Annotated in this window: 15 protein-coding genes and 1 tRNA gene; 14 read left to right on the forward strand and 2 right to left on the reverse strand. The window is 51.2% G+C overall.

All coding sequences use genetic code 11. The features are described from left to right. Window positions 1-9: 9 nt before the first annotated feature. Together BW941_RS05925 and BW941_RS05930 are read right to left on the reverse strand one after the other, a co-directional pair. Complete coding sequence (locus tag BW941_RS05925) at window positions 10-1,275, reverse strand: glycerophosphodiester phosphodiesterase family protein (RefSeq protein WP_076514715.1); 1,266 nt, start codon at window positions 1,273-1,275, stop codon at window positions 10-12. 155 nt (window positions 1,276-1,430) lie between these two features. Continuing rightward, window positions 1,431-2,303 (reverse strand): sterol desaturase family protein, encoded by an 873-nt coding sequence (locus tag BW941_RS05930; RefSeq protein WP_076514716.1) that lies wholly within the window; start codon window positions 2,301-2,303, stop codon window positions 1,431-1,433. Window positions 2,304-2,466: 163 nt separating this feature from the next. On the opposite strand from BW941_RS05930, the gene BW941_RS05935 reads away from it, so the two are divergent. The 14 genes from BW941_RS05935 to BW941_RS06000 all read left to right on the forward strand — a co-directional run bounded on the left by BW941_RS05935 (window position 2,467) and on the right by BW941_RS06000 (window position 16,093). Next, window positions 2,467-3,474 (forward strand): AraC family transcriptional regulator, encoded by a 1,008-nt coding sequence (locus tag BW941_RS05935; RefSeq protein WP_084188684.1) that lies wholly within the window; start codon window positions 2,467-2,469, stop codon window positions 3,472-3,474. Window positions 3,475-3,643: 169 nt separating this feature from the next. Then, window positions 3,644-4,810, forward strand: a complete 1,167-nt coding sequence (locus BW941_RS05940; RefSeq protein ID WP_139325761.1) for a hypothetical protein — start codon at window positions 3,644-3,646, stop codon at window positions 4,808-4,810. Between the two features lie 5 nt (window positions 4,811-4,815). Then, the gene (locus BW941_RS05945) at window positions 4,816-5,895 is read left to right on the forward strand and encodes a hypothetical protein (protein WP_076514719.1); all 1,080 of its coding nucleotides are present in this window, start codon (window positions 4,816-4,818) and stop codon (window positions 5,893-5,895) included. Between the two features lie 367 nt (window positions 5,896-6,262). Beyond that, entirely contained in the window at window positions 6,263-7,039 is a 777-nt protein-coding gene (locus BW941_RS05950) for a hypothetical protein (RefSeq protein WP_139325762.1), read from the forward strand. 108 nt (window positions 7,040-7,147) lie between these two features. After that, window positions 7,148-9,079 carry a threonine--tRNA ligase gene (gene thrS / locus BW941_RS05955; protein WP_076514721.1) on the forward strand — a complete coding sequence of 644 codons (1,932 nt, stop codon included), beginning with the start codon at window positions 7,148-7,150 and terminating at the stop codon, window positions 9,077-9,079. A 47-nt stretch (window positions 9,080-9,126) separates the two neighbouring features. Continuing rightward, window positions 9,127-9,621: a translation initiation factor IF-3 gene (infC, locus tag BW941_RS05960; protein ID WP_436286952.1), complete on the forward strand. Its 495-nt coding sequence runs from the start codon at window positions 9,127-9,129 to the stop codon at window positions 9,619-9,621. Between the two features lie 155 nt (window positions 9,622-9,776). Further along, window positions 9,777-9,971 (forward strand): 50S ribosomal protein L35, encoded by a 195-nt coding sequence (gene rpmI, locus BW941_RS05965; protein WP_068441519.1) that lies wholly within the window; start codon window positions 9,777-9,779, stop codon window positions 9,969-9,971. 21 nt (window positions 9,972-9,992) lie between these two features. Continuing rightward, entirely contained in the window at window positions 9,993-10,346 is a 354-nt protein-coding gene (gene rplT, locus BW941_RS05970; RefSeq protein ID WP_068435564.1) for a 50S ribosomal protein L20, read from the forward strand. A 208-nt stretch (window positions 10,347-10,554) separates the two neighbouring features. After that, a complete protein-coding gene (gene pheS, locus BW941_RS05975; protein ID WP_068441522.1) occupies window positions 10,555-11,559 on the forward strand; it encodes a phenylalanine--tRNA ligase subunit alpha in 1,005 nt (334 codons plus the stop codon). A gap of 18 nt (window positions 11,560-11,577) precedes the next feature. Continuing rightward, window positions 11,578-13,965: a phenylalanine--tRNA ligase subunit beta gene (gene pheT, locus BW941_RS05980; protein WP_076514723.1), complete on the forward strand. Its 2,388-nt coding sequence runs from the start codon at window positions 11,578-11,580 to the stop codon at window positions 13,963-13,965. Window position 13,966: 1 nt separating this feature from the next. Continuing rightward, window positions 13,967-14,272 carry an integration host factor subunit alpha gene (gene ihfA / locus BW941_RS05985; RefSeq protein WP_068440580.1) on the forward strand — a complete coding sequence of 102 codons (306 nt, stop codon included), beginning with the start codon at window positions 13,967-13,969 and terminating at the stop codon, window positions 14,270-14,272. Next, window positions 14,250-14,618, forward strand: a complete 369-nt coding sequence (locus BW941_RS05990) for a MerR family transcriptional regulator (protein WP_076514724.1) — start codon at window positions 14,250-14,252, stop codon at window positions 14,616-14,618. The genes ihfA and BW941_RS05990 overlap by 23 nt, the downstream gene beginning before the upstream one ends. An 82-nt stretch (window positions 14,619-14,700) precedes the next feature. Beyond that, window positions 14,701-14,777, forward strand: a tRNA-Pro gene (locus BW941_RS05995). A gap of 257 nt (window positions 14,778-15,034) precedes the next feature. Further along, window positions 15,035-16,093, forward strand: coding sequence for a YheT family hydrolase (locus BW941_RS06000; RefSeq protein WP_217693572.1), 1,059 nt, complete (start codon window positions 15,035-15,037; stop codon window positions 16,091-16,093). The last annotated feature ends 114 nt before the right edge of the window (window positions 16,094-16,207 follow it).

Genomic DNA, 16,207 nt, shown 5'->3' on the forward strand with positions numbered 1-16,207 from the left:
GCGTGAGCCTCAGAGGTTCATGCAGTTTGCATAGTAAGTGGTGGTCGCTGGCCAGTCAGAGAAAACGCCGATAACGCCAACATCCTGAGCCAGAACATCCAGCACTGTCATAACGTCACCGTCGTTATCGATCACATCCATACCGCCATCATCGCCATTCACCGACTGGAAGTACCAGCCACCGTTGTCCGTCAGGCGACCAGAGCGTTCAAGTGTCCAGGCGATCAGTTTCAGGCCCGCTGCTTTGGCATTGATCGCGTACTGTGAAGGTACGATCTCGCCGTCGCTGTTCACGTTCAGCAGCATCCACATAGGTGGCGCCAGAACGCGTAGGCCTTCATCAACCCATTCTTCCATCTGTGCCTGTGTCACGCTGGTATCGTAAACGCCATCGAGATAAACCGCCTGGCGACCATACCAGGTGTTATCAATCCAGTATTTTACGTCTTCGTAATTAAACGATTGCGGCCAGACTTTGCGTGGGTGGATACCCGCATCACGGTATTCGTCGATCATTTGCTGAGCGTACATTTCCTGGGTGTAGTCGCCTTCAAACGGCATCTCTACCGAAGGGGATTTCAGTTCAGGTGTGTAGTGGGCGCCCAGTTCTTTGAACAGTTGGATGCTTTCTGCGTGGGTCAGCAGGGTACCTTTCGATGCGTAGAGGTCTGTGCGGTAGTCTGCTGTGGCATTCATGTAGCCTTCAATGGTGGTTGCCGTGCGGTCTGCCGCGTCCATTTTTCCCTGCAGACTTTTGAATTCAGCGAGGGTAATGTCGCTGGTACAGCAGGTGATATCCGCTGCATTGGTAAGCATGCCATTGCTGTCGAATTCAGGTGGTACTGAACACTTTTCAGCCAGTGGCGTTGCCAGAATATTCGTTGTGGTGTGAAGGTCGCATTGTGAATGGCGGCACACCAGCTCGCGATCTTTCGTGAAGGTTACGTCGCATTCAAGAATGCCTGCGCCCATTTTTGCCGCCGCTTCGTAGGATTCTTTCGTGTGCTCTGGAAATTGCAGAGGTGCACCACGGTGGCCGATTGAGAAGCGGCTCTGGAAGAAAGGACCAGTGTCACAGCTTTTCAGCTTATCTTTGAGTTCGCCTTCGTCCATATCTTCAACAAGGTAAAAAGGGCGAGGGCCGATCTGGGTTTCAGAGAATTTACCGAAGAACCATTTACCAAAATGGCTGTTGCGGTGGTCAGGGCCAGCATGGGTGGCGCAGCCGGCAACCAGCATCAGAGATGCCAGAGCGTAGGTCAGAAGGGATTTCATTATTAACCTCCATATCAGTTGGAAAACAGGGAGGTTCAGGCTAGACGCCAAGGATGTCAGTTTTAAAACTGCTGGGTGACGGTCTTATTTCATTTGGTCTTCCTGATGACGTGGCGTACCTTGTCGACATCCTATCATCAGGAAGAGAGGGTTCGTTATTGGTCGGCAGACTGATGCTCACCGTATTTTTCCGTTACCCAGTCCGGGTGCTTCCACATAATTCTCGGGTCTTTGTATTTTTTCAGATCCCGGAACATATTCTGCCAATCATACACTTGCGCATGCCAAGGATTATTCGGCTTGGTCGGCATACGCTTGACGCCATAGACAATTTCGCCGGCTGTTTCTTCTGCCTGAAACGTACCGAAGAGTTTGTCCCAGATAATGAGTACACCGCCGAAATTCTTATCAATCTGCTCAGGGTTGCTGCCGTGGTGCACTCTGTGATGTGACGGAGTATTGAAGATTTTTTCTGCCCAACCCAGCGTCCGGACTTGCTCGGTATGCAGGAAAAACTGATAAACCAGATTGGCCTCGATCGCGATTAAGGTCCAGGTTTTATCGAAACCGACAAACGCGGCAGGAATCCACCAGAGAATCCAGGTCCCTGAAAATGCATAGGTGAAGTTCTGCCGCAGTGCCGTCGAGAAATTCATGTGCTCAGAACTGTGATGCGTTACGTGCGCATTCCAGAACCAGCGAATTTTATGCATCAGGTAGTGCGCGGCATACATACACAGGTCGATAAACAGAATCAGAGCGATGATGCTGACAACGCCGACCTCTGGGTTCCATTGAAAGCCAAATTGATACACCCAGTCGTAAAACAGCTGAATAAACAGTGCGATGGCGATGCCGTCGACGATTTTATACGACGCACCTGTCATCAGATTGGTGAAGGTTTCAGGGAAGTGATAGAGCTTAGTAACCCCACGACGTTTGGCCCAGAGGTTTTCAATGACCATGGTTCCGATGAACACACCGGCAAACAGCCCAATAAATAGCAGTGCGCGCAGTAAGTCTTCCATCAGTGTCTCCAGCTTTCTTATTTGATGCTGATAGATTAGCGCAGTCGTTGTGGGCTATATTGATATTTTCAGACTCTTAATTGATATTTTCAGACATTCTTACTCAGCGAGGATCAACAACTTATGACAATTGTGCACGAGTGCTTCTAAAAGAGCGCGGCGTATGAAAGAGCGGGATTCTCGTTTAGCCGGGCTGTCTGTCACCGGGGACTTAATGTCTCTGGTGTCGTCGTACGTCTCCGAGCAGCGCCGCTCTGTGCCGGCGGTACTGAGCCGTGAGGGTGGCGCTCGACGCCTGACCTTCGATGAATGGTGGGCGTTGCTGGACAGCGTCCGCGACGGTTTAGGCTCATCCTCGATTGGGATTGATCTGGCTCGCCGAGTCGGCCCTGAGCATGTTGGCGTCATTGGTTACCTGACCTTGTCATGTCAGACGGTTCTGGAGGCTTTTCAGTACTTTGAGCGCTTTCAGACCTTGCTCTATGAAGGTCCGAAGGCCCGGCTCGAATTGAGAGACGGCCTTGCTGGCTTGGTGTGGGATACGAGCTTTGGCGGCTCGACGCGTGTATCGGATCAGGTGATCCTCGGCGGCTTTGTGACTTTCTTGCGAAGAATGACGGGGCAGAGCGAACTCACAATAGAACGTGCGGAAACTTGGTGGAACGACGTGCCCGCCAGCGATCTGTTCGAGCGCCACCTAGGTGGGAGCCTCGTGTGCGGCGCCAGTGCGAATGCACTCTGGTTCGATGCCAATGTGCTGACACTGCCACTGGTCAGCCACGACGATGTCACGTTCAGGGCATTAAATGAAAAGGCAACCGCAGCACTGGCAAACATGCCCGACCTTGGGCGGTTTGCGGATACCGTACGGCAACTCATCATTGAGCGTTTACCATTGGGTGACGCCGACCAGAGCGCAATTGCTTCTCGACTGGCGATGTCAGAGCGCACATTGCTGCGCAGGTTGCGTCAGTCGGGTATTGGCTTCAGGGATCTGCTGGGGCAGGTGCGGGTAGAGTTGGCGCAGGTATATCTGCGGGATAAGCACCTGACCCTCAGTGAAATCGCTCTGCTGCTTGGCTACTCAGAGCAGGCGCCTTTCAACCGGGCTTTTCGTAAAGCAACGGGCAAAACACCGGGCAAGTGGCGGGCTGAGTTCAAAACAGTTTAGCCCAGCAAAACTATAGGCAAGAAATAGTTGGCCTGATAGTATCAATGCCCTAACTTAGAGCATAAGGATGTGTAACGTGAGTTCACCGGTCATTTCCAATCTTTCCCAGTTCCAGCTATCTCCATTCGGGCCTCAAGCCTCTGGTCGTCAGATCCTCGCTGACGAGCAAATGCAAAAGTTGCTTCAGAACTTTCAGGCGAGCTCGCAAGAGCAAAGCAGTACTGGGTATCATGCTCTGGCAGTAATAAGTGCAGTTAACAGCCTTCGTAGTAGTGCCGTTCCAGTGAATTCTTATGTTCGTAACGGCTCCCCATCGACCCGTTGCATTTCGGGCCCAGGTTTCGAAATTGAATATGAGCTGAATATGGGGCTCTCGCAGACCGATATTACGATCACAGATATTCGGGTTGTGAGGCAAAGCGCTCGTAAGGTAACTGAGCCCGGTCTATGGAATGTTGAGGCGGACGCTGAGAATGGGTCATGGAAGGTTGCCTCTACTCCTTCATATAACCTCCAGGCTGCAAGCCAGAGAGGCGGAACTATAGAGAAGCCCTTACAAATAGGTATTAACGGCTATTGTGGCGGCATTAGAGAAGCTGCTGAAATACTTCCTGATCACATATCAAAAGGTGACCCTGCTGTAATAGATAAGCTTAAAGCGTCTGGTTTCGAGTTATTTTATACACCGCAACACAAAGCGGGTAAGGCTGGCTGGGAATTTGTAAGGCGTCTCGGGAAGAGGACTCCCTCAGAAGATGTTGTTAAGGCGGGGCGGGTGTTAGCTAGTTATATGAAAGATGCACACCAGCGAGGGTTGCGCGTCGAGTGGACGAGTCATCGTGGTGGTTCGGCTGTTTTGACCGAGGCAATGAGATGTTTGAAGCAAGCCAATGTTGACTTGAAAGGAACGCAGCGCATTTTTCTTAGCGATCACACTAGCAGCCACTATGAAGCAGATATCGCTCGGCGGGCTATTGGTATGGATGTGCGTGATTCTAAGTGGTTCAATTCTTCTCCGGGACTAGCCCAGGTTATTGGTGGCCAGAGGTTCGGTGGTGCGACGGTAGCGTGCTCTCTTAATAAGCTTGTCAATCATACTCCGAGGGACCAAATAGCAAGTGAATTCGTTGGTACGGCCTATGATGTCGTCGCACAAAGCAAGAATACTATGGCAGTCGGGGGATTAGTGGGGGCCTTAGGCACGACACCAGGATTTGCCCTTGTAGTGTTGGGCGCTATTCTGGCCAGTGCACCTACGTTGACCGAGGGCTACCATAGAAGCCCTGTTGAGCCACTCAAAACATTAGCGAAGAAAGTTCAGAATAAGGTCTTCTGAGGATTATGCGATTATTTGGTACTGAGAAACTCCCCAAGGGGCCTAGTTTTCGCTCCGCAAGGCTTATCTGTAAAGACTTGGGATGTAGCTCACTGGAATTCAAGGCACCAGCCCCTCGGCCGGCTTTTGGAGGGCGCTGGGAGGAGGAGCCAGGCTCAGTTGATCTAAATTCTCCAGCGCGCTTTGAGTTGGCAGAAACTTGGGATAAGAAAGTTATCGAAGGTATGCGCTGGCAGCGGCTTTACTCGAATAACTGGCGTTTTAATGGCTTTCCAATTATCCAGCCTCGCGTCGGATATCTCAGTTGTTTTGTTGATGTCCATGCGGTAGATGGCCTCCCGATTAATGAGAGTTTGTTTGATTTTAGCGTATTGGCAAATCAGGTGTTAACTAATAGGGAGTTGTGTATTTATGCAAGAACTGAAGAGGGCTATACAGAGGCCGCTCTCGACGTAAACCCTGATCTATGGCCGGATGTTTTAGGGCCTGTTAATAGTCAGTGGTTGAATAAGCATGGTAATGACTGGCTGTACATTGAAGAACAGCAGCTGACTGATACCGCTTATGCTATCAATTGGATCTCGCCAATTACTCATCAGCATTATGTGTGTTTTCGGTTTGTAATCAGACGTTATTCTATTGAAGGCCCTAACGCTTATCGAATCGAAGAGCGGGTTCGCCCCGACACCTTCCTTGATCTGATGCACCAGATCATGGACTCCGTAAAGCTTGAACTTTGTGAAGAGATGAAAGTTGAACGGGACCGCATTCGAACAATAGAACCGTCGGAGAGGCGTCCGGTAATTGAGTTTACTCCGGAGCAGTTGAAGGTTGCTAAACATGTACTCTACATGAGTAGTTTCAGGAAATCAGAGGATGGTGATGACAGGTGGAGTTCTGGAATGGAGCGTCTCGCCCCCCGCGAAGAGGTCGAGGCCTTTCTGGATGAGCGTGTGAAGTTTAAGCCATTACCGGGAAGCTATCCGCGCGGTGAGATTATTTATAACCGTGTGCCTGTGTTACCGATTACCAGGCTTTTAGATTCGCAGCCGCAGTCGTCCCTTGAAGAGAAGGTGAATTTCTGAACCGGATACTGTCTCCTCGAGCAACTGGTGACTAAATTGCAGAACAAGGTTTCTTGATTCGATGAGACTATTTGGTACGGAGAAATACCCTAAAGGTCCTTCTTTTAGAACGGCAAAACATGTTAGCAAAGACCTTGGCCTTGCTAGCCTTTCCTTTATGGCTCCAAACCCTAAACCAGCGCACGGGGGCTCATGGAATAAAGAACCAAATCACTTCAATGCTGCTAGTGATGCAGGGTTCGAACGGGAATTGACTTGGAATCAGTGTGAGATAGAGTCTTTGAGTCGCCTGAGGGTATATTCAAGCAGCTGGGAGTTTCGAGGTATCCCAGTGATAGAGGGGTATTGCGGGTTCCTCAATTGCATTGTGGATATTAGACGGGTAGGTGACCTGCCAGCGAACGAAAGTCTCTTCGATAACTGGGTTCTTGCCAGAGAGCTACTAAGAAACGAAGAGCTCTGTACTTACGCCGCAACGTCAGAGGGGTATACCGCCGCACCGTTGGATTCGAATCCTGATCGCTGGCCGGAAGTTTTAGGTCCTATCAATAGTCAGTGGGTGAATAGAAATGGTACTGACTGGCTGTACACAGAGGAACAGCAGCTTTCAGATACAGCTAATGCTGTTACATGGGCTACCCCTATTTCTCATGATCGGTATCTAAGTTGTTTATTTCTAATTGAACGCTCTTCTTGGCATGGCCCTAACGCCTATCGAATCGAAGAGCGGGTTCGCCCCGACACCTTCCTTGATCTGATGCACCAGATCATGGACTCCGTAAAGCTTGAACTTTGTGAAGAGATGAAAGCTGAACGGGACCGCATTCGAACAATAGAACCGTCGGAGAGGCGTCCGGTAATTGAGTTTACTCCGGAGCAGCTGAAGGTTGCTAAACATGTACTCTACATGAGTAGTTTCAGGAAACCAGAGGATGGCGATGACAGGTGGAGTTCTGGAATGGAGCGTCTCGCCCCCAGCGAAGAGGTCGAGGCCTTTCTGGATGAGCGAGTGAAGTTTAAGCCATTGCCGGGAAGCTATCCGCGTGGGGGTATTATCTATAACCGCGTACCGGTTCAGCCAATAACAAAGCTGGTTGATTCACTTCCTCAGGGGGCTATTGCACGAAAGGCTATTCCAGAGTGAGTAAACCGCAGGCATCAACTGTTTACAGGGATTTTTCCGACCTGTAGAGTACTCGGTCTTTACATTCATGTGGCCTGTCGTGGGGGCCACCACTGACAAGGATTTACTATGCCTGTTATTACCCTTCCAGACGGCTCCAAACGCGAGTTCGATCAACCCGTTACCCTGATGCAAGTTGCCGAAGATATTGGCCCTGGTCTCGCCAAAGCGACCGTATGTGGTCGTATTAACGGTGAACTGGTCGATGCCTGTGAGCTGATCACCGATGACGCCGATGTCACTCTGATCACCGGTCGCGACGAAGAAGGTCTGGAAGTTATCCGTCACTCATTCGCTCACCTCGTTGGTCATGCCGTTAAGCAGCTGTACCCAACGGCTAAGATGGCCATTGGCCCGGTGATCGAAAACGGCTTCTATTACGATATTGATTACGAGCGTCCATTTACACCCGAAGACCTCGAAGCCATCGAGAAGCGTGTTAAAGAGCTGATCAAGAAGGATTACGAAGTCATCAAGAAGATGACGCCGATCAAAGACGCACGCCGCGTGTTTGTTGATCGTGGTGAAGACTACAAAGTTGAGTTGATCGACGATCTGATCGAAAAAGGTGAAGAGGCGGTTGGCCTGTATCACCATGAAGAATACACAGATATGTGTCGTGGTCCGCACGTACCGAATACTCGTGTTATGCGTATCTTCAAGCTGCAACGTGTGTCTGGCGCCTACTGGCGTGGAGATTCTCAGAACGCTCAGCTGCAACGTATCTACGGTACTGCGTGGAACGACAAAAAAGAAATGAAAGCGTATCTCCAGCGTCTTGAAGAGGCTGAGAAGCGCGACCACCGTAAACTGGCGAAGCAGCTGGATCTGTTCCACCTGCAGGAAGAAGCGCCGGGTATGGTGTTCTGGCATCCGAACGGCTGGACCATTTATCAGGTACTCGAGCAGTACATGCGTAGAGTTCAGAACGATGCTGGTTATCAGGAGATCAAGACCCCGCAGGTTGTTGATCGCACCTTGTGGGAGAAGTCTGGCCACTGGGAACACTACTCAGATGCCATGTTCACTACGGAATCTGAGAAGCGCAGCTACGCGGTGAAGCCGATGAACTGCCCATGCCATATTCAGGTGTTCAATCAGGGTCTGAAGTCTTATCGTGAACTGCCGCTGCGTCTGGCTGAGTTTGGTTGCTGCCACCGTAATGAGCCATCCGGTGCGCTGCACGGCATTATGCGTGTGCGTGGCTTCACTCAGGATGATGCACACATCTTCTGCTCGAACAGCCAGATCCGTCAGGAAGCTTCTGATTTCATCAAGCTGACTCTGGACGTCTACAAAGACTTCGGATTCGACGCGGTTGAAATGAAACTTTCAACGCGCCCGGAAGGTCGTATTGGTGAAGAGTCGCTTTGGGATGAAGCTGAAGCGGCACTGGAAGATGCTCTTAACGACGCCGGCCTCGACTGGGAACTCCAACCGGGTGAAGGTGCGTTCTACGGTCCTAAGATTGAATTCTCTCTGCGCGACTGCATCGGCCGTGTATGGCAGTGCGGTACGATTCAGCTTGATTTCATGCTGCCAGAGCGTCTCGGTGCTCAGTTCGTCGACGAAGATGGCGAGCGTAAGACGCCGGTTATGCTGCACCGTGCTATTCTTGGCTCGTTCGAGCGTTTTGTCGGCATTCTGATTGAACACTACGCGGGCGCAATGCCGCCATGGTTGTCTCCGAAGCAGGTCTCAATCCTGAATATCACAGACAGTCAGGCCGAATATTGCACGGAAATCGCCGAAAAACTCAAAGCTGCGGGCTTCAGGGCCGATGCGGACTTGAGAAATGAGAAGATCGGCTTTAAAATCCGCGAGCATACTTTACACAAGGTCCCTTTCCAGCTCGTGGTGGGGGACAAAGAAAAAGAAACAAACACTGTCGCAGTGCGCACCCGTAAGGGTGAAGACCTCGGTACAATGAGTGTCGACGAGTTTATTGCCATCCTCGAGAAGGCGATTGCAGAACGCGGCCGGTTTGGAATGGAGAACTGATCATCAGACGCGATAATAGAAGAGGAGCACGTGATAATCGTGCCCCCATTAACGACCAGATTCGTGCAAACGAAGTCCGGTTAATCGGAGCAGACGGCGAGCAAGTAGGCGTCGTTTCTTTACGCGAAGCCCTTGAGGCCGCCCAAGAAGCCGAACTGGATCTGGTTCAGATTTCAGATGGCGATCCGATCGTCTGTAAGATCATGGACTTCGGCAAGAAGCTCTACGAAGAGAAGAAGCAGAAAGCCGAAGCCAAAAAGAAACAGCACCAGGTGCAGATTAAGGAAGTCAAATTCCGTCCGGGTACGGAAGAAGGCGACTATCAGATCAAACTGCGTAACCTGAAGCGCTTCCTCGAAGCGGGCAACAAAGCGAAAGTATCGCTGCGTTTCCGCGGTCGTGAGATGGCGCACCAGAACCTGGGTATGGAACTGATGATGCGTGTCGAGAAAGATCTCGAAGAACTCGGCAGCGTAGAACAGCGTCCTAAGATGGAAGGTCGCCAGATGATCATGGTCATCGGCCCATCCAAAAAGAAGTAGTCTGGTTTTCAAATGAATACGCAGACCCCGGCGCTTGCCGGGGTTTGTGCGTTCTGCCAGACGCTGCGTCGGCCTGAGTTGGGCAGGCGTTATTACGGCAGAGATTGTACAGGGTCTTAGTTTCTGTACGTCTCATAACTTTCAGGAGTATGAAAATGCCTAAGATCAAAACTAAGAGCGGCGCTGCGAAGCGCTTCAAAAAGACTGCGAACGGTTTCAAGCACCGTAATGCTTTCCGCAGCCACATCCTGACTAAGAAGAGCACGAAGCGTAAGCGCCACCTGCGTGGTATGTCTCAGCTGCACGCTGCAGACAAGAAGCTTGTTATTCGTATGCTTCCTAATCTTTAATCGACTGTCAGGAGATAAATTATGGCTCGTGTAAAACGTGGTGTTGTCGCTCGTCGTCGTCACAAGAAAATTCTGAAGCAGGCTAAAGGTTACTACGGTGCCCGCAGTCGCGTGTTCCGCGTTGCTAAGCAAGCGGTAATCAAAGCAGGTCAGTACGCTTACCGTGACCGTCGTCAGCGTAAGCGTCAGTTCCGTCAGCTGTGGATTGCGCGTATCAACGCTGGTGCACGTCAGAACGGTCTGTCTTACAGCAAGTTCATCAATGGCCTGAAAAAAGCCACTGTTGAAATTGACCGTAAGGTTCTGGCTGATCTGGCTGTGAATGAAAAAGCAGCGTTTGCGGCTCTGGTTGAAAAAGCCAAGTCCAGCCTGTAATTTCACCGCGCTCTTCTGAGCACGCGGAACCGGGCCAGCCATTAGCTTGACTGGCCAAAGGATAGGGGAGTGGCTTTCTTTGAAAGACCTCCCCTATTTTTTTGCGTTATTAAACACATTCAGTGCTTACCAGAGCTTCTTCTATAGGATGCCCTGAGGGAATTCCGGTAAGCACTTAATCAAAAAATGACCTTTCAGGATCATCACGATGGAAAACTTAGAGGCTCTGACGCAACAGGCGTTGGATGCAGTCGCTGCCTCGAGCGACATGGCAGCACTCGATCAGGTACGCGTTCAGTATCTGGGTAAGAAGGGCGAAATCTCTGCCCTGATGAAAAACCTGGGCAATGTTGCTCCGGAAGATCGCCCGAAAGTCGGCGCGGTGATTAACGAGGCGCGTGGCAAAGTTCAGGACGCCTTGAATGCGCGTAAAGAATCACTCGAGAGTGAAGCACTCAACGCCAAACTGGCGTCTGAAACCGTCGACGTGACGCTACCCGGCCGTGCCGTTCAGGAAGGTAGCCTGCACCCGGTTACTCGCACACTGGAGCGTATTGAAGGCTTCTTCGCTAATGCCGGTTATCAGGTCGCTGAAGGCCCTGAGATCGAAGATGATTTTCACAACTTCGAAGCGCTGAATATTCCTTCGCATCACCCGGCGCGTGCCATGCACGACACTTTCTATTTTGATGCAGGCACTCTGCTGCGTACCCACACCTCGCCGGTTCAGGTACGTACAATGGAGTCTCAGGAGCCACCGATCCGCATTATCTGCCCGGGTCGTGTATACCGTTGCGACTACGATCAGACTCACTCGCCCATGTTCCATCAGGTCGAAGGTCTGCTGGTGGATAAGGGCATCAGCTTTGCGGATCTGAAGGGCACGATTCAGGAGTTTCTGAGCGTCTTCTTTGAACGTGATCTGGTGATCCGTCTGCGTCCGTCTTACTTCCCGTTTACTGAGCCTTCCGCTGAGATCGACATTGAATGGGTGATTGAAACGCCGGAAGGCACTAAGCGTCGCTGGCTCGAAGTCGGCGGTTGCGGCATGGTCCACCCGGAAGTCTTCAAACATGTGAATATTGACCCTGAAGAATACACAGGTTTTGCCTTTGGTATGGGCGTTGAGCGTCTGGCGATGCTCCGCTACGGCGTGAATGACCTGCGTCTGTTCTTCGAAAACGACCTGCGCTTCCTGCAGCAGTTCAAGTAATTCAGGGGATATTAAGAAATGAAATTCAGCGAACAGTGGTTACGCGAATGGGTTAACCCTGAGATTACGACTCAGGAACTGGTCGATCACCTGACTCTTGCGGGTCTTGAGGTCGATGGAGAAGAGCCGGTTGCCGGTGAATTTTCTGGTGTGGTTGTTGGTCAGGTTGTCAGCCGTGAGCAGCACCCGGATGCCGATAAACTGAGTCTGTGTCAGGTGACTGATGGCACTGATAATTTCCAGATCGTCTGTGGTGCGGCGAACGTGCGCGAAGGCCTGAAAATTCCTTTCGCCAAAATCGGTGCGGTTCTGCCAACCGAAGATGGCAAAGGCTTCAAAATTAAAAAAGCCAAACTGCGTGGCGTTGAGTCATTCGGCATGCTGTGTGCCGAAGCAGAGCTTGGCATGGCAGAAAGCTCTGAAGGCCTGATGGAATTGCCGGAAACAGCACCTGTCGGCGCAGATTTCCGCGAATACCTGAACCTCGATGACACCGTCATTGAAGTCGACCTGACACCAAACCGTGCAGACTGCCTGAGCATTGCAGGTCTGGCACGCGAAACTGGCGTACTGACACGCACAGAAGTGAAACCGCCGCTCGTGGCTGATGTTGCAGCATCAATTGATGATAAAGCGTCTGTCGAAGTGACTGCGTCAGATGCCTGCCCACGCTATCTCGGTCGTATCGTGAAAGGCGTGAACGTAAAAGCAGAAACGCCACTGTGGATGGTTGAGAAACTGCGCCGTGGCGGTATCCGCTCGATTGATCCTGTCGTGGATATTACCAACTACGTATTGCTGGAACTGGGTCAGCCGATGCACGCTTTTGACCTTGCTCAGGTAGAAGGTGGCATCCGTGTACGTATGGCAGAAGAGGGCGAAAAGCTGACTCTGCTGGACGGACAGGAAGTCGAACTGAACGCAGACACTCTGGTGATTGCTGACCACAGCAAACCTCTGGCTATGGCCGGTGTAATGGGCGGCGAGCACTCAGGTGTGAACGGTGACACGCAAGACCTGCTGTTAGAAGCGGCCTTCTTCAACCCGATTGCGATCGCCGGTCGTGCACGTAACTACGGTCTGCACACCGATTCTTCGCACCGTTTTGAGCGTGGCGTTGACTACAACCTGGCCAATACTGCGATGGAACGTGCGACTCAGCTCGTTATTGATATCTGCGGTGGTCAGGCGGGTCCGGTGACAGAAGTAACTGCCGAAGACAAACTGCCAGAAGCAGCCACCATTACTCTGCGTCGCAAGCGCATCGAGCAAGTCCTGAGCCTGACCATGGCTGACGACGAAGTGACCGATATTCTGGTGCGTCTTGGCATGGATACTGAAACCACCGCTGAAGGCTGGACAGTAAAAGCACCGTCGTATCGTTTTGATATGGCGATCGAAGCTGACCTGATTGAAGAGCTGGCGCGCATCTACGGCTATAACCGTCTGCCTACCCGTGTTCCTGCGGCGGCGACGCCTCTGGCAAAAGCCCCTGAATCCCGTATGCCGATCCGCGACCTGCGTCGCCAGATCATTGCTCGCGGTTATCAGGAAGCGATTACCTACAGCTTTGTTGAGCCAGAGCTGCAGAAAGCCCTCGATCCTGAGCGTGAAGCTCTGCCTCTGCTGAACCCGATTTCAGCGGACATGGGCGTGATGCGTACGACTCTGCTGACAGGTCTGGTGTCTGCCGCCAGCTACAACCTCAAGCGTCAGCAGCCACGCGTTCGCCTGTTCGAGACTGGCCTGCGTTTTGTGCCTGAAGCTGATGGCCTCAAACAGACTCCTACGCTGGCGATGCTGGTGTGCGGTAATCGTCTGGCTCAGGGCTGGAGTGAGCAGGAAACACCGGTAGATTTCTTTGATCTGAAAGGTGACGTTGAGTCTCTGTTAGCTCGTGGCGGCGATGCCTCCGCGTATCGGTTCGAGTCTGCTCAGCATCCAGCACTGCATCCTGGCCAGACAGCGCGCGTTCTGAAGAACGGCGAGCCGATCGGTTGGATAGGCGCACTGCACCCGGCGACTCAGAAAAAAGTTGGTGTGAAGCAGACACTGTTTGTTGCCGAACTCGACCTTGAAGCCGTTCGTGATATTGCCGTGCCTTCGTATGGTGACATCTCGAAATTCCCTGAAATGCGTCGTGACCTGGCGTTGGTTGTAGACCAGTCAGTTCAGGTGGATCAGGTATTCGACGGAATCCGAAGCGTAGCGGGGGATTACCTCACTAAGCTCAACCTGTTTGATGTATATGTCGGCAAAGGTATTGATCCTGATAGAAAAAGTCTCGCTTTGGGCTTGACGTGGCAGCATCCTTCACGCACTCTGACTGATGAAGAAGTGAACAACTCTGTGGAAGCAGTCTTGGCTCACCTCTCTGAAAGCATAGGAGCAACGTTAAGGGGTTAACATGACCGCCCTGACCAAAGCAGAACTGGCAGAAAAACTGTTTGAAGATCTTGGTCTTAATAAGCGTGAAGCGAAGGATATGGTGGACATCTTTTTTGATGAAATCCGCGATAGCCTGAGCCGTAATGAGCAGGTGAAGTTATCAGGATTTGGTAACTTCGACCTGCGTGATAAGCGTCAGCGTCCGGGAAGGAATCCGAAGACAGGCGAGGAGATCCCTATTTCTGCTCGCCGGGTCGTGACGTTCAAACCGGGGCAGAAGCTCAAAATCCGGGTAGAAGCCTATGCTGGAAGCCAGCCACAATAACGAACTACCACCTATTCCATCGAAGCGTTACTTCACTATCGGTGAGGTCAGTGAGCTTTGCGATGTGAAGCCTCATGTTCTCAGGTATTGGGAACAGGAATTTCCAACTCTCAAGCCGGTCAAGCGTGCCGGTAATCGTCGTTATTATCAGCGTCAGGACGTCATTCTCGTCCGTGAAATCCGTGCTTTGCTGTATCAGGATGGCTACACCATTGGTGGTGCCCGACAAAAGCTGGAAGACAACGGAGAGTCCCAGGCGGTGGCTATGGATAAAGCCCTGATCAAAAACATGATACGCGAGTTAAAAGAGCTGGAAGATATGCTTAATCCAGACGCTAACTTCTGACGAGCATCCCAAAAAAAGTTTACCTTTTCAGGCACTTAAGTATACTTAAACGCTCTGTTCACAGGCTTGTGGCAGCATAAGTCGGGATGTGGCGCAGTCTGGTAGCGCACTCGCCTGGGGGGCGAGTGGTCGCAGGTTCAAATCCTGTCATCCCGACCAATTTTAAATCCTGTCACTCTGATGAAACTCCATCTCTTCGATAGTCTGATGATTCTTAATAGCGCACTTTAAAACCGGGCTTTTGCCCAGTTTTTTGTTTCATGGCTGATCAGTCGACAGTAACAGACCCCTTGCGCTAGTAAATTGTCCCAATTTAACACCAGAGTGGTGTGGGGATGAGATGCTATCGTTGCTGTCAGTAAGCGGTGGCTGCGCTCACCGCTGGATAAAGTTGTATCAGAGAAGCAATGAGAATTATGCAGACGACGAAGCCAGTTTCTGAAAATCATCCATCAGTATCGTACGATAATAATGCTTCAAACCAGCGTCTGGTCGAATCACTCAGAATACTGAGTAAGCCATACCGGGCTACTCCCTGGTTGTTTAATGCACATACCCAGTTAATCTTTTATAGCCTGCGCAAGTATGGCTTTCAGCAGCGCAACGAAAGCGCATCGCTCTACGATTACCATGAACAGCTGACAATGCAGGACGGTGGTCTGACAGCTTTATATTGGAGTGGCTACGATTTACCTGAAACAACACCAACGATCGTATTAATTCACACCATCAGTGGTAGTCCGGATAGCATGGCAGAGCTCGTGCGCGATCTCGGGTTAAAAACGGGGTGGCGAATCGTGCTGTGTTTGCGGCGTGGGCATGGTCAGCTGCCATTGTTAACGCCACGGTTTAACATGGTGGGCTGTACTGAAGATTTTCGTGGGCAGCTTGCTCATATAAGAGAGCGCTTTCCTGATTCTCCACTTTACGCTGTGGGCACATCAGCTGGTTCCGGTTTGTTAGTGCGATACCTGGGAGAAGAGGGGGGCGATGCTCCCTTCAAAGCGGCCTTTGCTTATTGCCCCGGATACGACACAGGCACCTGCTTCGACAATGTGCATCCGCGATATAGCCGTATCATGGCAAAGAAGATGGTTCGCCAGTTTGTCTGCCCTAATGAGAGTGTGCTGTCTTCTCTGCGGACAGCAGACAGCCTGCTGACGGCTACTGATCTCGGCGATCTCTATCAAAAACTGTACGAGTTAGCGGGGTACGATGACTATCCGTCGTATGACCAGAATACGAATCCCATGAACGTCTTCGAGGATATTCGGATCCCCTTGATGGTGCTCAACGCAGAGGACGATCCAATCTGCCACATCAACAACCTGGAGCCCTGGCGAGACAGGATGAAAACGATGGACAACGTTATTCTGGTGACAACGAGAAAGGGGAGTCATTGTGCGCATTATGAAGGTTGGTCCGCGCGTTCATGGTCGGCTCGCCTGATGAGTGACTATTTCAAGTCTGTGTAGAGACCATTGCAGCTCTTAGTGATTAATATCGATTGCTATTTGCATTTTTTCTTCGGGTTATTATTTCTTGAGGTTACAACTTTTTACAGAAAGGGTGTGGCCTGAAGAGATACA

It is taken from the genome of Thalassolituus maritimus (assembly GCF_900156675.1).
GTDB classification, from domain to species: Bacteria; Pseudomonadota; Gammaproteobacteria; order Pseudomonadales; family Oceanobacteraceae; genus Thalassolituus; species Thalassolituus maritimus.

Excerpts from the sequence above, each read along its gene's own strand:
- BW941_RS05925 (WP_076514715.1), bottom strand. The coding sequence starts at position 1,275 with ATGAAATCCCTTCTGACCTACGCTCTGGCATCTCTGATGCTGGTTGCC.
- BW941_RS05930 (WP_076514716.1), bottom strand. The coding sequence starts at position 2,303 with ATGGAAGACTTACTGCGCGCACTGCTATTTATTGGGCTGTTTGCCGGT.
- BW941_RS05935 (WP_084188684.1), top strand. The coding sequence starts at position 2,467 with ATGAAAGAGCGGGATTCTCGTTTAGCCGGGCTGTCTGTCACCGGGGAC.
- BW941_RS05940 (WP_139325761.1), top strand. The coding sequence starts at position 3,644 with ATGCAAAAGTTGCTTCAGAACTTTCAGGCGAGCTCGCAAGAGCAAAGC.
- BW941_RS05945 (WP_076514719.1), top strand. The coding sequence starts at position 4,816 with ATGCGATTATTTGGTACTGAGAAACTCCCCAAGGGGCCTAGTTTTCGC.
- thrS (WP_076514721.1), top strand. The coding sequence starts at position 7,148 with ATGCCTGTTATTACCCTTCCAGACGGCTCCAAACGCGAGTTCGATCAA.
- rpmI (WP_068441519.1), top strand. The coding sequence starts at position 9,777 with ATGCCTAAGATCAAAACTAAGAGCGGCGCTGCGAAGCGCTTCAAAAAG.
- rplT (WP_068435564.1), top strand. The coding sequence starts at position 9,993 with ATGGCTCGTGTAAAACGTGGTGTTGTCGCTCGTCGTCGTCACAAGAAA.
- pheS (WP_068441522.1), top strand. The coding sequence starts at position 10,555 with ATGGAAAACTTAGAGGCTCTGACGCAACAGGCGTTGGATGCAGTCGCT.
- pheT (WP_076514723.1), top strand. The coding sequence starts at position 11,578 with ATGAAATTCAGCGAACAGTGGTTACGCGAATGGGTTAACCCTGAGATT.
- ihfA (WP_068440580.1), top strand. The coding sequence starts at position 13,967 with ATGACCGCCCTGACCAAAGCAGAACTGGCAGAAAAACTGTTTGAAGAT.
- BW941_RS05990 (WP_076514724.1), top strand. The coding sequence starts at position 14,250 with ATGCTGGAAGCCAGCCACAATAACGAACTACCACCTATTCCATCGAAG.
- BW941_RS06000 (WP_217693572.1), top strand. The coding sequence starts at position 15,035 with ATGCAGACGACGAAGCCAGTTTCTGAAAATCATCCATCAGTATCGTAC.